A 13,262-nucleotide genomic window follows, 5' to 3' on the forward strand; every position below is an offset into this window, starting at 1 on the left:
CTCCCACCCAACCGAAAGGCAGCTCATGTCCACCACCGCGTCCACCACCGTGACCCTGGCCGACCTGACCCGCATGCTGCGCGAGAGCGCGGGCGAGGAGGAGGGCGTCGACCTGGACGGCGACGTCCTGGACACCCCCTTCATCGACCTCGGCTACGACTCGCTGGCCCTGCTCCAGGTGATCGGCCAGATCCAGCGCGAGTACGGCATCGCCATCCCGGACGACGCCATCGTCGACGCCGAGACCCCCGGCGCCCTGCTCGCCCTGATCAACACCGACTCCGCGGCCCGCGCCGCCTGACCCAACCCCCCCCGACCGCAGCCGCCCCGGAGCCCCCCGTCCCGGGGCGGCTGCTCTCTCTCCCCAGCATCAGCCCTCCCGCATCAACCCTCCGCATCAGCCCCGAGGAGCCCAGATGTCCCTCACCCAGCACAGCGCGGTGACCCGGCGGCTGGTCGTCAGCCCCGGACCCGCCACCCCGCAGGGGCCGCCGACCCGGAGCCCCGCCCCCGCGTCCGCGACCCCCGCGTCCGGCACCCCCGCCGCCGTCTCCGCCGTGCTGCGCGCGTTCGGCCGCAGCCCCGCCGACCTGCCCACCCGCACCCTCGTCTACCTGGGCGGCCCCGCCGCACCGGTCCCCTGCCCGCACGAGGGCTTCGAGGTGCGCACCGCCGAGACCCCCGCCGCCGCCCTGCGGCACGCACACCACGACCTCCACGACCGCACCGCCGACCTCGCCCTGGTCGCCGCGTTCGGCGAGCCCGAACCGGACGCGATCACCGTGTACGCGGTGTGCCGCGCCGCCGAGGCCGTCGCCGACGCGTCCCCGGTCATCGGCGTCCTGGACCTCCCCGCCCTCTCTGCCCTGTCCGACGCCGCGCCGGGCGACGGCACGCCGCCGCTGCGCCCCCTGCGGTACGGGGGCCGCCGCACGTCCCCGGACGCCCACCGGCTGCTGCTGTGGTCCGGCCGCGACGCCGCCGACGAGGCCCGGGTGCGGGCGGAACTGCTGCCGTTGCTCGGGGGAGTGCACGAGGAGGCGTTCCCCTCCCTGCCCACCGTCCTGCCCTGCGGCTCGGGCCCCGGCCCGGTGCGCGCCGCCGCGGTCACCGTGGCCGCACTCGCCCAGACCTCGGTGCACCGCGCGAAGACGGTCACCCACCGCAGCCCCCGCCCGGTGGCCCTGCTGCTGCCGGGCCAGGGCTCCCAGCACCTGGCCATGGCGGCCGGACTCCACGGCCGCGAACCCGTCTTCACCGCAGCGTTCGACGCCGCGCTGGACCACTTCGGCGAGGAGGGGCCCGCGATCCGGTCCGACTGGCTGGCCGAGGGGGACCCGGTCGTCCCGATCGACGACGTCCGCCGCGCCCAGCCCCTGCTGTTCGCCGTCGACTACGCGCTGGCCCGCACCGTCATGGGCTGGGGGATCCGCCCGGCCGCCCTGCTCGGCCACAGCGCGGGCGAACTGGTGGCGGCCACCCTGGCCGGGGTGATGGAACTCCAGGACGCCGTCGCGATGGTGCGCGCCCGGGTCCGCGAGGCCGTCCGGATACCGGCCGGCGGCATGCTCGCGGTCGCCGAGGGTGCGGAGCGGCTGCGCCCCTACCTGGGCGCCGACGTGGCGGTGGCCGCCGTCAACGCCCGCCGGCAGACGATGCTCGCCGGTTCCTCCGCGCCGCTCGCGGCCGTCGAGGCCAGACTCCGCGCCGACGGCTTCACCGTGGTGCCGGTGCCCGCGACCAGCCCCTTCCACTCCCCGGCGATGGCGCCCGCCTCGGACGCGCTGGAGGAGACGTACCGCGACATTCCGCTGCGCGCCCCCCGGCTGCCCCTGTACTCCGGGTACACCGGCGCCCTGATGACGGAGGAGGAGGCGACCAGCCCGCGCTTCTGGGCCCGCCAGGTCACCGACACCGTCCTCTTCGAGGCGGCCCTGGAGTCGCTGCTCGCGGTCGACGACATGCTGCTGGTGGAGGCGGGACCCCGGCAGACGCTGACCGCGTTCGCCCGCCGCCACCGCGCGGTGCGGCTGGGGGCGAGCGCGGCGGTCCCGCTGCTGCCCGCCAGGCCCGGCACCCCGGAGGCCGACCGGCAGTCGGTGCTGGGGGCGGCGGCCCGCCTGTGGACCGAGGGCCACGCCCCGAGGCCGGGCGCGGTGGGCGCTCTGTGGTCCTGGAGCGCCGACGACGCCCAGGACCGCACCCTGGCACTCGCGTGAGGCCGTGGCGTCGCGCACTGGACACGTTCCTGTGCGACTGGCTGCTCCCGGCGGGCCTGCTGTACGTGTACGTTCCGCCCGCCGACCCGCACGCGACACCGGAACCGGCGGGACCCGCGCCCGGCCACCCGGAGCGCCGGTGCCCCGAGGTGCCGCTCAGCGCGTCGGAGCGCGCCTGGGAGCGCCAGCTGGCCGGGGACGCCTAGACGTTCCGCCCCTGGACGTTCCGTACGTACGACGTTCCGTACGTACGACGTTCCGTACGTACGACGAAGGGCGACACCGAAATCTCGGTGTCGCCCTTCGAGGTGATCAAGTGCGCCGCCAGGGACTCGAACCCCGGACCCGCTGATTAAGAGTCAGCTGCTCTAACCAACTGAGCTAGCGGCGCTTGACTCCTCAATCGTACCTGGTCCGAGGGGGTGCTCGCGACCACGGACCGCGCGAGCGCCGGCGGGCCCGCAATTCCGGGCCGACGGGAGCTAGAGGGAGAGCGAGAGCGCCATCGGGGTCGCCCGGCGGTTCAGCGCGTCCGCCGCCTGGCGCAGGCGGTGCGCGTGTTCCAGGGGGAGGGACAGGGCCAGGCAGCCCACGGCCGCGCCCGCCGTCAGCGGGACCGCCGCGCACACCGTGCCCAGCGCGTACTCCTGGAGGTCCAGGACCGGGACGGTCGGCGGCTGGGCGTCCAGCTTGGAGAACAGGACGCGTTCGCTGGTGATCGTGCGGGAGGTCAGGCGGGCCGTCTTGTGGCGGGAGAGGTGGTCGCGGCGGCCGTCCCGGTCCAGCTGGGTCAGCAGGCACTTGCCGACCGCGCTGGCGTGCGCCGAGGAGCGGAAGTCGACCCACTCGTTGACCTTGGGGGTGAGCGGGCCCTCGGCGACCTGGGTCACCTTGATCTCGCCGTCGACGTACCGGCCCAGGTATATGGCCGCGCCGACCGAGTCGCGCAGCTGGTCCAGGGTCTCCTGGAGGCGCTGCTGGACGAGCTCGCGGCGGGTGGTGCCGGGGGCGCCGACCAGGTCGAGGGCCTCGCCGGTGACGTACGCCCCGTCGGCGAGCTGCTCCACGTACCCCTCGCGGCGGAGCATCAGCAGCAGGGGGCGCAGCTCGGCGGGGGTGAGCGCCGACTCGCGGGCGATGCGGTCGGCGGTGACGCCGCCGCTGTGCCGGGAGACCGTCTCCAGTACGCGCAGTGCGTGCTGGACCTGGCGCTGCGGCGGCTGCTGCGGCGTGGTCGGCTCGGGCTTCAGCGCCACGGTGTCCCCCTACGGCGGATGAGGCATGACTGCGGGTCGGCTGCGGCTGCGTCGATCGTGCGTCGTCACGCGCCACGATAGCCGTCAACCCCCGCCGGCGGGGCGGGGGTTGACAAATTGACTTCCGGGGGCATGAGGGTGCCGCCCCCGTGACCTGCGGGGCACCGCTCCTGGCATATGCCGGAGGCAGATCACAATTCTCCGGGGGAGGCGGCTAGAGCACCGCGCCCAGGAACTCCCGCGTCCGCTCGTGCTCCGGAGCGCCGAAGATCTTCTCCGGCGGGCCCGACTCGATCACCCGGCCCGAGTCGAACATCAGGACGTCGTCCGAGATGTCCCGGGCGAAGTTCATCTCGTGGGTCACACAGAGCATGGTGATGTCGGTGGTGCGGGCGATGTCGCGCAGCACGTCCAGGACGCCCGCGACCAGCTCCGGGTCGAGGGCCGAGGTCACCTCGTCCAGCAGGAGCACCTGCGGGCGCATCGCCAGTGCCCGGGCGATCGCCACCCGCTGCTGCTGGCCGCCGGAGAGCTGGGTCGGCTTGGCGTCGGCCCGCTCGCCCAGGCCCACCAGGTCGAGCAGGTCGCGGGCCCGCTGCTCGGCCTCGTCCTTGGACAGGCCGAGCACCCGCACCGGGGCCTCGGTGATGTTGCGCAGCACGGTCATGTTCGGGAAGAGGTTGAACTGCTGGAAGACCATCCCGATGTTCTTGCGGATCTCGCGGAGCTGCTTCTCGCCCTGCGCGGGGAAGAGCTGCTGCCCGCCCACGTGGATGGTGCCCTCCTCGGGCTTCATCAGCGTCATCAGCAGCCGCAGGATCGTGGTCTTGCCGGAGCCCGAGGGCCCGATCAGGGTCACGTGCTTGCCCGGCCGGACCGAGAAGCACAGGTTGTCCAGGACGGTGTTCTTCCCGAACCGCTTGGTGACGTTGTCGAATCTGATCAACTCGTCGGCCGTGGCGGGGACTTCGGGGGTCGGGATGGCGTTGTCAGCGGACAAGGCGACGCTCCAGGGCTCGCAGCAGAAGGGACGCCGGATAGGCGATGAGGATGAAGGCGACGCCGACGACGGTCAGCGGCTCGGTGTACTGGAAGGTCGACGCGCTCTCCAGGCGGGCCTGCTGGAGCATCTCCAGCACGCTGATCCCGGCGAGCAGCGGCGTGTCCTTCAGCATCGAGACCACGTAGTTGCCGAGCGCGGGCACGATGCGGCGGATCGCCTGCGGCAGGATCACCGCGAACCAGGTCCGGTGCGTGGGCAGGCTCAGCGCGGTCGCCGCCTCCCACTGGCCCACGGGCACCGCGTCGATGCCCGCCTTGTAGACCTGTGCGGTGTACGTCGAGTAGTGCAGCCCGATCGCGACGGTGCCGGTGGTGAGCGCCGAGAACTGCACGCCCCACTCCGGCAGCACGAAGAAGAGGAAGAAGAGCTGCACCAGCAGCGGGGTGTTGCGGATGAACTCGGTGACGACGTTCACCGGCCACCGCACGAGCCGCGAGGCCGAGCGCAGCCCGAAGGCCCACACCAGGCCCAGCGAGAACGACAGCAGCGAGCCCAGCGCCAGCACCTGGAGGGTGAGCAGCACCCCGTCCCAGAAGCGCGGCATGAAGTCCGCCACCGCGGACCAGTCCCAGTTCCCGTTCATCGCGTCCCCCCGGAGGTGTCTCCGTGCCCGTTCATCGCGTCCCCCCGGAGATCTGCGCCTTCACGTCGATCCCGATCCCGGCCTTCGCCCTGCGCTCCACGGCCTTCATGCCGCGCGTCAGCACGAACGCGATCAGGAAGTAGATGACGAGGGTGACCGAGTAGATCTGCGCGCTCTCCTGGGTGGCCAGGCGCACCAGGTACGCGGCGAACGACACGTCGCCGATGCCGAGCAGCGACACCAGCGCCGTCCCCTTGAGCAGCTCGACCAGCAGGTTGCTGAACGGCGGGATCATCTCCGGCACCGCCTGCGGCAGCAGGATCAGCCGCATCCGCTGCCACGGCGTGAAGCTCAGCGCGACCCCCGCCTCGCGCTGCGCGGGCGCGACCGAGGCGAGCGCGCCCCGGACGACCTCCGCCCCGTACGCACCGTACGACAGGCCCAGCGCCAGCACGGCGGCCCACATCGGCACGAACGCCCAGCCGATCAGGCCCGGCACGACGAAGAACAGCCAGAACATCAGCACCAGCGCCGATGTCCCCCGGAAGACCTCCGTGTAGACGCCCGCGAGGAAGCGCACGACCCACAGCCGGTGGGTGCGCGCCATCCCGATGCCGAAGGCAACCACCGTCGCCAACAGGGCGGAGTAAACGGTGAGTTGGACGGTCGTCCAGATGCCGGGCAGAATCCAGTGCTGCCACAGACCCCCGCTCATCGGCACAGCTCCTCGGCCGTGAGCGTGGTCATCTCCGACGCCGTGAAGCCGAAGGGCTTCAGGATGCGGAACAGCTCCCCGCTCTGCTTCATCGTGTGGATCTCCACGTTGAAGGCGTCGCGCAGCTCGGCGTCCAGCCTGCGGAACGCGAAACCGCCGCCGTCGATCTTCTTCTTGCCGTCGACGAGCGGCGCGAAGGGCGCCGTGGCCTCGACCCTCGCGCTGTTGCGCACCACCTCGCGGCCGGTCAGCGCCGTCCCCGCGAAGACGTCCACCCGGCCCGCCTCCACCGCGTTCAGCCCGGCGACGGGGTCCTGGAGGATCACGATCTCCTTCTCCGGGATGCCGGCGGCGACCGCGTAGTCGATCTCCGCGTAGCCGGTGCCGGTGGCGATCCTCGCCTTCTTCGCCTTCACGTCCTGGTACGACGTCAACCCCAGCGGGTTGCCCTTCTTGACCAGGAAGGAGTCCAGCATCTGGTACTCCGGATCGGCGAAGACGACCTGCGCGCAGCGGTCCTTGTTGATGTACATCCCGGCGGACACGCAGTCGAACTGCTGGGAGTTGAGGCCCGGGATCAGCGACGAGAAGTCCGTCGCCACCGGCTGCACCTTCCCCACGCCCAGCCGCCCGAAGATCACCTTCGCCAGCTCGACGGCCTCGCCGGTGAACTCCCCCTGGTCGTTGATGTACCCGTACGGCGCCTCACCGGCGATTCCCAGCCGTACGATCCCCTGCGACTTCAGCCGGGCGAGCGTGTCCCCGGTCGGCACCCTGCTGCACCCGGCGGCCCCGAGCGCCCCCGCCGCGCCCAGCGCCGCCGCCCCGCCCCGCAACAGGGTGCGCCTGGCCAGGTGGGGTCTGACTGTGTGTGGTCCGGCTGTGTGCGGTCTTCTCTCGCTATGCGTAGGAGCCATGGGCGCGCGGCTACCCAGGAGTTCACCTTCCACTCCAGTCAATTCCGGCCCCAGGGGCGCCAGATGCCCTCTTGACGGGAGTGAACTCCTGCGCACGATGGGAAGATGACCGACCGATTCGTGGACATATCACTCGACAAGCGCGGTGTGCACTGCACCGCGAAACTCCTCGACGAGCTGGCCCCGATCACCTGTCAGTCCGTGTGGGACGCGCTTCCGCTCGGCGGCGACGTCTACCACGCGAAGTACGCCCGCAACGAGATCTACGCCCTCTTCCCCGCCTTCGCGGACGCGGAACCCCCGCTGGAGAACCCCACCGTCACCCCCATCCCCGGCGACCTCTGCTACTTCTCCTTCGCGGGCACCCAGCTCGCCACCGGCTCCCACGGCTACTCCGCCGACCACGTCCGCCAGGACCGCCCCACCATCGTCGACCTCGCCCTCTTCTACGAACGCAACAACCTCCTCCTCAACGGCGACCAGGGCTGGGTCCCCGGCATCGTCTGGGGTGCGGTCGTCGACGGACTCGACCGCATGGCGGACGCCTGCCAGGACCTGTGGCGGGCGGGCGCGGTGGGGGAGACGCTGAGCTTCCGCCGGGCGTGAGTTCTTTCGGGGTGCATGCGGTACGGGGGTGTGGGCACCCGAACTCCACGCTGCCGCACGGGAGTTCAGCGGTGTGCGATGTGTCGCCGACCGCCCCTGGAGGAGCCCGCGATGTCCACCCCGCGCCCCGATGCACCCGCTGCTTCCGCTGCCCCCGAGGACAGATCCGACCTGGGCTTCGACTGGCAGGCCGAGCGCCGGTGGAGCGACAGCGTGTGGGCCATGCTGGGGATCGTGGCGGTGTTCGGCATCGTGGCCGTCGTGCTGGCTGTCCTGTTCCTGGACGTCGCGTACGCGGTGGGGATCGGTGCCGGGGTCGCGTTCCTGTGGGGTGCGTGGGCCTGGGGCGGGTTCCGGCTGCGGCGCACGTGGGCCGACGAGATGGGGGTGCCGCCCGAGGCGGTGCCGGTGCTGGCCCGCCGGCTGGCGAAGGAACGCATTCCGGAGTCGGCGCGGGCGCGCAGGGCGATGGGGGTACTGGTTCGGCGGAGCACGCAGAACGCACGCATGGCGAAGTGGGGGTACCCGGTGGCGGCCACCCTCTTCCTGGTGAGCGCCGCCCTTCAGGTCCTGGACGGGGACTGGGGATCGGGGGGCTACTGGATCGCGTTGGCGGGCTTGCAGGTTGCGGCCTGGTTCACCGTGCGCCGCTCGCGCCGGAAGGCACAGCGGGTGCTGGCGCGGCTGGAGGGGTCCTGCTGACCGTGCCGGAGGCGTGCGGGCGTGTCGAGGGCGAAGGGTTCCGTGCGGGTGCGTCGTGGCTGGTCGCGCAGTTCCCCGCGCCCCTGATGGCATGCCCTCCGGGCAGCCATCCCCCTTCCACCTAGCCCCCTTGGGCGGCGGGGCCGCCCCCCGGGGGCGGGACGGGCGGGCAAGGGGGCGGCCCCTCCCGCTCCCGGCCCCGCCCGGTGCCGCACCTGGCCCAGCCCCCGCTACGGGCCGACCGGCACCGCCCTGGCCCACGTCTTCGCCGGGTCCATGTACCCGTCCAGCCCCAGCCCCGCCTCCCCGAGCGCCGCCTCGAACTCCCCGTCCGTCAGCGGGCACGACAGAAACGTCTGTGTCCACTTCGCGTCGGGGTAGTAGTACTCCGCCACCACCGTCCGCGCCCCCGGCCGCCCCACCCCCACCGCCGGCGTCGACGACGCGATCCGGACGACCCCTTCACCCTCCATGTGCCGCTCGTACGGCAGATTGTCGTGCTGCTCCGCCGACTCCCGCTGAATCAGCACGACACCGTCCTCGGCCACATGCCGCCGACAGGCCCGCAGCATCCCCTCCCGTACCCCCACCGACCCCGCGTGCACCAGGAACGACGCGAGCAGCACCACGTCGAAGCGTTCGACGCCCCGGTCCCCGCCCAGCTCCAGCGTCTCGATCGGGCTGCGCACCGTCCGTACGCCGGGAAGGCTCTCCCGTACCGCCGCCAGCATCTCGGCGGACTCGTCGACGGCGGTCACCTCCAGGCCCATCTCGATGAGCGGCCGGGTCAGCCGGCCCACCCCGGAGCCGAGTTCGAGCAGCCGCAGCCCCCGGGGGCGCTCGCCGATCGCCCGGGCGATCCACTGCGGCTCGTCCCTGACCGCGATCCGCTTGTACAACTCGACGGCACACCCGTCCGGGGTGATCGCCCCTGGTCCGGTGCCCTGGTACCCCTCGCGCACGATGTGGTTCATGGGGCGCATCGCAGCACGAAGGAGGTGCCGGGGAACAGACCTTCTCAGGCCGTTCGGAAGATCACCGGAAACCCATTCCGCTTGAGGGGGTCCGGCGGCTAATCTGCGCAGGCCCACCCAGGTGTGGGGAATTGGTGAATCAATCGGGGGAACAGTGTCGGTCGGTCGTGCGTGGAGAATCCTGCTGGCGATCTGCGGCGGGGCGGTCCTGCTGGTCATCGCGGCCCTGCGGCTGCACACCCAGCTGACCGGAATCGAGGGCTCGCTCGTCGAGACCAGCTGCCAGGTCTCCGACACCTCCGACAAGGATGACCCCGCGTACGAGTGCGTCGGCTCCTTCCATCCGGCGGACCGCACCTTCTACATCCCGTACCTGAAGGTCGACACGACCTTCGAGGCGATTCCGCGGGAGCCCGTCGCCGTGTTCGTGGACGGGCCCGGTGCGGACACGGCCGTCGTCCCCGGCAAGAGCGCCTGGCTCCCGCAGGGGCTGACCGGTCTGGTGCTGCTCCCCGCGGGCATCTTCATGGCCGTCCGCGGCAGCCGTCGACGTACTCCCGCCGTGGCCTGAACAGGTCCCCCCGTCGCCCGCGAAGGTGACCGCGCGGTGGGAAATCTCGGCGGAACCCGTGCCCCTGTGCCCGCTCATTCGTCAGGCGGGGTAGGCGACATCCTCATGTGGCCGCACGACATGGGCATTTGGAGTATCACCGTGAAGACCATGAAGAACGGAACGAACGACGCACCCGGCCGATTTCGGGACGTAAGGAATCCGCAGCCGTGGGCCCCCCACCCCTCCGCCGCCCGCCGCGCCTCGACGCTCGCCGTGACGGCCGCCACCGCCGGTTCGGTGCTGGCCGCCGGACTCGCGGCGGCCCCCGCACAGGCCGCGCCCGCCCCGGCCCTCGCGGCCGGAGTCCCGGCGGCCCCACGGGTCCCGATGGCCCCCAAGGCCCCCACCGTCACCGCCAAGGGCGCCTTCCTGATGAACGCGGGCACGGGGAAGACCCTCTACGCCAAGGCCGCCGACACCCGGCTCCCCACCGGCTCCACCACCAAGATCATGACGGCGAAGGTGGTCCTGGAGTCCAAGGGCCTCAACCTCGACGCCAAGGTCACGATCCAGAAGGCGTACAGCGACTACATCGTCAAGAACACCGCCTCCTCGGCCCGCCTGATCGTCGGCGACAAGGTCACCGTCCGCCAGCTCCTGTACGGGCTGATGCTCCCCTCCGGCTGCGACGCGGCGTACGCCCTCGCGGACACCTTCGGCAAGGGCCAGAGCCGCGACGACCGCGTGCAGTCCTTCATCTCCGCGATGAACGCCAACGCCCGCTCGCTCGGCCTGAAGAACACCCACTTCGACTCCTTCGACGGAGGCGGCGGCAACGGCAACTACTCCACGGCCCGCGACCTCACGAAGCTGGCCGTCGGCGCGATGAAGAACGCCACCTTCCGCAAGGTGGTGTCCACCAGGTCGACGACGCAGCGCACGCTCACCAAGACGGGCGGCCACCGCGACATGAAGTGGGCCAACACCAACCCCCTCCTCGCCAGCTACCAGGGCACCCTCGGCATCAAGACCGGTTCCGGCCCCTCCGCCAAGTACTGCCTGGTCTTCGCCACCAAGCGCGGCTCGAAGACGCTGTACGGAACCCTCCTCGCCTCCTCTTCCGACGTGAACCGCGCCAAGGACGCGGGCAAGCTCCTGGACCACGGCTTCAAGCTCTGACCGCCCCCCGGGGGCCCCGGCGCGTGACGCCCCCTCAGGCCCCCGCCACCCCCGCCCCGTACAGCGCCTGCGCCACCCGCAGGACCAGGGCGTCCCGGTGGCGGGCCGCCACCAGTTGCACGCCCACCGGCAGGCCCGCCGCGTCCGTCCCGCAGGGGACGGACGCGGCGGGCTGCTGGGTGAGGTTGAAGGGGTACGTGAACGGCGTCCACCCCGTCCACCTGCGCATCCCGAGGCTGCGCGGCACCTCCGCCCCCGCCTCGAAGGCCGTGACCGGCAGGGTCGGGGTGACCAGGACGTCGTACGTCCGGTGGAAGGCGCCCATCCGGCGGCCCAGCTCCATCCGCGCGTCCACCGCCGCGAGGTAGTCCAGGGCGCTCATCCGCGCCCCCGCCCCGACGATCTCCCGCAGCCCCGGGTCGAGGGCTTCCCGCTGTTCCCGGTTCAGGCCCTGCGCCACCCGGGCCGCCCCGCTGAACCACAGCGTGTGGAACGCCTCCACCGGGTCCGCGAAGTCCGGGTCCGCCTCCTCCACGTACGCGCCGAGCGAGACCAGGGCCGAGACCGCGTCCCGCACCCGGGCCGCCACCTCGGGGTGGACGTTGACCTGCCCGCCGAGCGTGGGGGAGTAGGCGATGCGCAGGCCCCGTACGCCGTCGTTCAGCCCGGACCGTACGCCGTCGTCCGTGACCGGCGACTGCGACCAGTCCCGGTGGTCGGCCTCCCCGGCCATCACGTCCAGCATCAGCGCCGCGTCCGCCGCGTCCCGTGTCATCGGCCCGGCGTGCGCGAGCGTCCCGAAGGGGGAGGACGGGTAGAGCGGGATGCGGCCGTAGGTGGGCTTCATGCCGAAGACGCCGCAGAAGGACGCCGGGATGCGGACCGAACCGCCCCCGTCCGTGCCGACCGACAGCGGCCCCGCCCCGGCCGCGACCGCCGCCGCGCTGCCGCCGCTGGAGCCTCCGGAGGTACGGGTCGGATCGTGCGGGTTGCGGGTGATCCCGAAGCGGGGGGAGTCGGTGACACCTTTCCAGCCGAATTCCGGGGTGGTCGTCTTGCCGACGAGGACCGCCCCGTGCTCGCGCAGCCGGGCCACCGACGGGGAGTCCTCGTCCCAACTCCCCTGAGCGGATATGGAGTACGAGCCGCGCAGTGTCGGCGTGCCCCGGGTGAGGAGGAGGTCCTTGACCGTCACCGGCACACCGTCGAGCAGCCCCTGCGGCTCCCGCCTGCGCCACCGCTCCTCCGCGGCGCGCGCCTGATCGAGGGCGCCCTCCCGGTCGATCGACACGAAGGCGTTGAGCGTCGGCTGGATCTCCTCGGCCCGGTCCAGGACGGCCCGGGCGGCCTCGACGGGCGACAACTCGCCCTTCTCGTAGGCGGCGAGCAGCTGGTGGGCGGTGAACGCGGTCAGTGCTGTCGGCTCAGTCATGCAGGGGGACGTACCCAACATTCTTGTCGACTACATTCGGAAGTGGCTTTCCGGCGGCCCACAGGTCGTACAACTCCAGGAACTGCGCGGACAGTTCGTCGCGCCAGCCCACCACGTCCCCGCTCATGTGCGGCGAGACGATCAGCCCGGGCACGTCCCACAGCGGGCTCTCGGGCGGCAGCGGCTCCTGCTCGAAGACGTCGAGCGCGGCCCCGCCGATCCAGCGTTTGCGCAGGGCCGCCAGGAGATCGTCCTCGACGACGAGCTGACCGCGGCCGACGTTGATGAAGTACGCGCTCGGGCTCATCGCGTCGAAGGCCCGCGCGTCGAACATGCCCCGCGTCGCACCGGTCAGCGGCGCCGCCGCCACCACCCAGTCCGCGCCCGCGAGCAGAGGCATGAGGTCCTCGGGTCCGTGCACCCCTGCGCGGGCCGTGCGCCCCGTCAGCGCCACCTTCACCCCGAGACCCTCCAGCGTGGCGGCGACGGCCCGCCCGATCGGGCCCGAACCGACCACCACCGCCCGGGTCCCGGCCACCCGGCGGGTCTCCCGGTGCTGCCAACGCCGTTGTCGTTGCAGTTCGTTGGTGCCGTGGAAGTCCTTCGCCGCAGCCAGGACCAGGCCCGCCACATACTCGGCTATCGGCGTCTCGAAGATGCCGCGCGCGTTGGTCACGACGGTGTCGGAGGCGGTCAGCTCCGGGCACATCAGGTGGTCCACCCCGGCGCTCGCGGTGTGCACCCAGCGCGGGCGTGCGCCGGGGCCCGGCCATGCGCGCCGTACCGCGTCCGAGAGGAAGTCCCACACCAACAGCACGTCCGCCTCGGGGAGTTGACTCTCGATCGTCGACTCGTCACCGTGCAGAATGCGGGTCCGCCCGGTGAGGCTGCCCAGCCGTGGCAGCGGCTCGGCGTCCAGGACAAGAAGGGTCACATCGCGCGCACCGGGCGCGCCGGTCACATCGTTCACATCTGTCATGGCGGAGAAACCATTTCGTCACGTCTGACTTACACGGATGGCGTACGGATTGACCACACTCGTACCCGCACTCTACGGTCGTCA

15 protein-coding genes and 1 tRNA gene are annotated in these 13,262 nt (G+C 72.0%); 7 read left to right on the top strand and 9 right to left on the bottom strand.

The features are described 5' to 3' along the window. Positions 1 to 25: 25 nt before the first annotated feature. The 3 genes from ACIO3O_RS18915 (at position 26) to ACIO3O_RS18925 (ending at position 2,425) form a co-directional block, all read left to right on the top strand. On the top strand, positions 26 to 301 hold the full coding sequence (locus ACIO3O_RS18915) for an acyl carrier protein (protein ID WP_401747002.1): 276 nt from the start codon (positions 26 to 28) through the stop codon (positions 299 to 301). Between the two features lie 115 nt (positions 302 to 416). Next, a complete protein-coding gene (locus ACIO3O_RS18920; protein ID WP_401747005.1) occupies positions 417 to 2,219 on the top strand; it encodes an acyltransferase domain-containing protein in 1,803 nt (600 codons plus the stop codon). Continuing rightward, positions 2,216 to 2,425 carry a DUF6059 family protein gene (locus tag ACIO3O_RS18925; protein WP_401747007.1) on the top strand — a complete coding sequence of 70 codons (210 nt, stop codon included), beginning with the start codon at positions 2,216 to 2,218 and terminating at the stop codon, positions 2,423 to 2,425. The genes ACIO3O_RS18920 and ACIO3O_RS18925 overlap by 4 nt, the downstream gene beginning before the upstream one ends. Before the next feature lie 111 nt (positions 2,426 to 2,536). On the opposite strand, the gene ACIO3O_RS18930 is transcribed toward ACIO3O_RS18925, so the two are convergent. From ACIO3O_RS18930 to ehuB, 6 genes are all read right to left on the bottom strand, one after another. Next, positions 2,537 to 2,610 (bottom strand) — tRNA-Lys (locus ACIO3O_RS18930). Positions 2,611 to 2,701: 91 nt separating this feature from the next. Then, positions 2,702 to 3,475 carry an IclR family transcriptional regulator C-terminal domain-containing protein gene (locus ACIO3O_RS18935; protein WP_401747010.1) on the bottom strand — a complete coding sequence of 258 codons (774 nt, stop codon included), beginning with the start codon at positions 3,473 to 3,475 and terminating at the stop codon, positions 2,702 to 2,704. Positions 3,476 to 3,689: 214 nt separating this feature from the next. Continuing rightward, positions 3,690 to 4,475: an amino acid ABC transporter ATP-binding protein gene (locus tag ACIO3O_RS18940; RefSeq protein WP_401747013.1), complete on the bottom strand. Its 786-nt coding sequence runs from the start codon at positions 4,473 to 4,475 to the stop codon at positions 3,690 to 3,692. After that, positions 4,465 to 5,121 (bottom strand): ectoine/hydroxyectoine ABC transporter permease subunit EhuD, encoded by a 657-nt coding sequence (gene ehuD / locus ACIO3O_RS18945; protein WP_401747016.1) that lies wholly within the window; start codon positions 5,119 to 5,121, stop codon positions 4,465 to 4,467. The genes ACIO3O_RS18940 and ehuD overlap by 11 nt, the downstream gene beginning before the upstream one ends. A gap of 31 nt (positions 5,122 to 5,152) precedes the next feature. Beyond that, complete coding sequence (gene ehuC, locus ACIO3O_RS18950) at positions 5,153 to 5,836, bottom strand: ectoine/hydroxyectoine ABC transporter permease subunit EhuC (protein ID WP_401747017.1); 684 nt, start codon at positions 5,834 to 5,836, stop codon at positions 5,153 to 5,155. Further along, positions 5,833 to 6,753 (bottom strand): ectoine/hydroxyectoine ABC transporter substrate-binding protein EhuB, encoded by a 921-nt coding sequence (gene ehuB / locus ACIO3O_RS18955; RefSeq protein ID WP_401747020.1) that lies wholly within the window; start codon positions 6,751 to 6,753, stop codon positions 5,833 to 5,835. The genes ehuC and ehuB overlap by 4 nt, the downstream gene beginning before the upstream one ends. A gap of 105 nt (positions 6,754 to 6,858) precedes the next feature. Here ehuB and ACIO3O_RS18960 point away from each other — a divergent pair, with 105 nt between their 5' ends. Then, positions 6,859 to 7,359: a DUF3830 family protein gene (locus tag ACIO3O_RS18960; protein WP_401747023.1), complete on the top strand. Its 501-nt coding sequence runs from the start codon at positions 6,859 to 6,861 to the stop codon at positions 7,357 to 7,359. Between the two features lie 111 nt (positions 7,360 to 7,470). After that, complete coding sequence (locus ACIO3O_RS18965; protein ID WP_401747026.1) at positions 7,471 to 8,061, top strand: hypothetical protein; 591 nt, start codon at positions 7,471 to 7,473, stop codon at positions 8,059 to 8,061. A gap of 230 nt (positions 8,062 to 8,291) precedes the next feature. Here ACIO3O_RS18965 and ACIO3O_RS18970 read toward each other — a convergent pair whose 3' ends face one another. Next, positions 8,292 to 9,035, bottom strand: a complete 744-nt coding sequence (locus ACIO3O_RS18970) for a class I SAM-dependent methyltransferase (RefSeq protein ID WP_401747029.1) — start codon at positions 9,033 to 9,035, stop codon at positions 8,292 to 8,294. Positions 9,036 to 9,189: 154 nt separating this feature from the next. Here ACIO3O_RS18970 and ACIO3O_RS18975 point away from each other — a divergent pair, with 154 nt between their 5' ends. Together ACIO3O_RS18975 and ACIO3O_RS18980 are read left to right on the top strand one after the other, a co-directional pair. Then, positions 9,190 to 9,606 carry a hypothetical protein gene (locus tag ACIO3O_RS18975; protein WP_401747030.1) on the top strand — a complete coding sequence of 139 codons (417 nt, stop codon included), beginning with the start codon at positions 9,190 to 9,192 and terminating at the stop codon, positions 9,604 to 9,606. Positions 9,607 to 9,756: 150 nt separating this feature from the next. Further along, positions 9,757 to 10,767: a D-alanyl-D-alanine carboxypeptidase family protein gene (locus ACIO3O_RS18980; RefSeq protein ID WP_401747033.1), complete on the top strand. Its 1,011-nt coding sequence runs from the start codon at positions 9,757 to 9,759 to the stop codon at positions 10,765 to 10,767. A gap of 34 nt (positions 10,768 to 10,801) precedes the next feature. On the opposite strand, the gene ACIO3O_RS18985 is transcribed toward ACIO3O_RS18980, so the two are convergent. Next, positions 10,802 to 12,199: an amidase gene (locus ACIO3O_RS18985; RefSeq protein ID WP_401747036.1), complete on the bottom strand. Its 1,398-nt coding sequence runs from the start codon at positions 12,197 to 12,199 to the stop codon at positions 10,802 to 10,804. Further along, positions 12,192 to 13,178: a D-2-hydroxyacid dehydrogenase gene (locus ACIO3O_RS18990; protein WP_401747039.1), complete on the bottom strand. Its 987-nt coding sequence runs from the start codon at positions 13,176 to 13,178 to the stop codon at positions 12,192 to 12,194. Before ACIO3O_RS18990 ends, ACIO3O_RS18985 begins: the two co-directional genes overlap by 8 nt. Positions 13,179 to 13,262 lie beyond the last annotated feature (84 nt).

The sequence above is a fragment of the Streptomyces sp. NPDC087440 genome (assembly GCF_044744005.1).
Classification (GTDB): Bacteria; Actinomycetota; Actinomycetes; order Streptomycetales; family Streptomycetaceae; genus Streptomyces.

What these genes read in the sequence shown, in the direction of transcription:
- ACIO3O_RS18915 (WP_401747002.1), top strand. Translation starts at nt 26, where the DNA reads ATGTCCACCACCGCGTCCACCACCGTGACCCTGGCCGACCTGACCCGC.
- ACIO3O_RS18920 (WP_401747005.1), top strand. Translation starts at nt 417, where the DNA reads ATGTCCCTCACCCAGCACAGCGCGGTGACCCGGCGGCTGGTCGTCAGC.
- ehuD (WP_401747016.1), bottom strand. Translation starts at nt 5,121, where the DNA reads ATGAACGGGAACTGGGACTGGTCCGCGGTGGCGGACTTCATGCCGCGC.
- ehuC (WP_401747017.1), bottom strand. Translation starts at nt 5,836, where the DNA reads ATGAGCGGGGGTCTGTGGCAGCACTGGATTCTGCCCGGCATCTGGACG.
- ehuB (WP_401747020.1), bottom strand. Translation starts at nt 6,753, where the DNA reads ATGGCTCCTACGCATAGCGAGAGAAGACCGCACACAGCCGGACCACAC.
- ACIO3O_RS18960 (WP_401747023.1), top strand. Translation starts at nt 6,859, where the DNA reads ATGACCGACCGATTCGTGGACATATCACTCGACAAGCGCGGTGTGCAC.
- ACIO3O_RS18965 (WP_401747026.1), top strand. Translation starts at nt 7,471, where the DNA reads ATGTCCACCCCGCGCCCCGATGCACCCGCTGCTTCCGCTGCCCCCGAG.
- ACIO3O_RS18970 (WP_401747029.1), bottom strand. Translation starts at nt 9,035, where the DNA reads ATGAACCACATCGTGCGCGAGGGGTACCAGGGCACCGGACCAGGGGCG.
- ACIO3O_RS18980 (WP_401747033.1), top strand. Translation starts at nt 9,757, where the DNA reads ATGAAGAACGGAACGAACGACGCACCCGGCCGATTTCGGGACGTAAGG.
- ACIO3O_RS18985 (WP_401747036.1), bottom strand. Translation starts at nt 12,199, where the DNA reads ATGACTGAGCCGACAGCACTGACCGCGTTCACCGCCCACCAGCTGCTC.
- ACIO3O_RS18990 (WP_401747039.1), bottom strand. Translation starts at nt 13,178, where the DNA reads ATGACAGATGTGAACGATGTGACCGGCGCGCCCGGTGCGCGCGATGTG.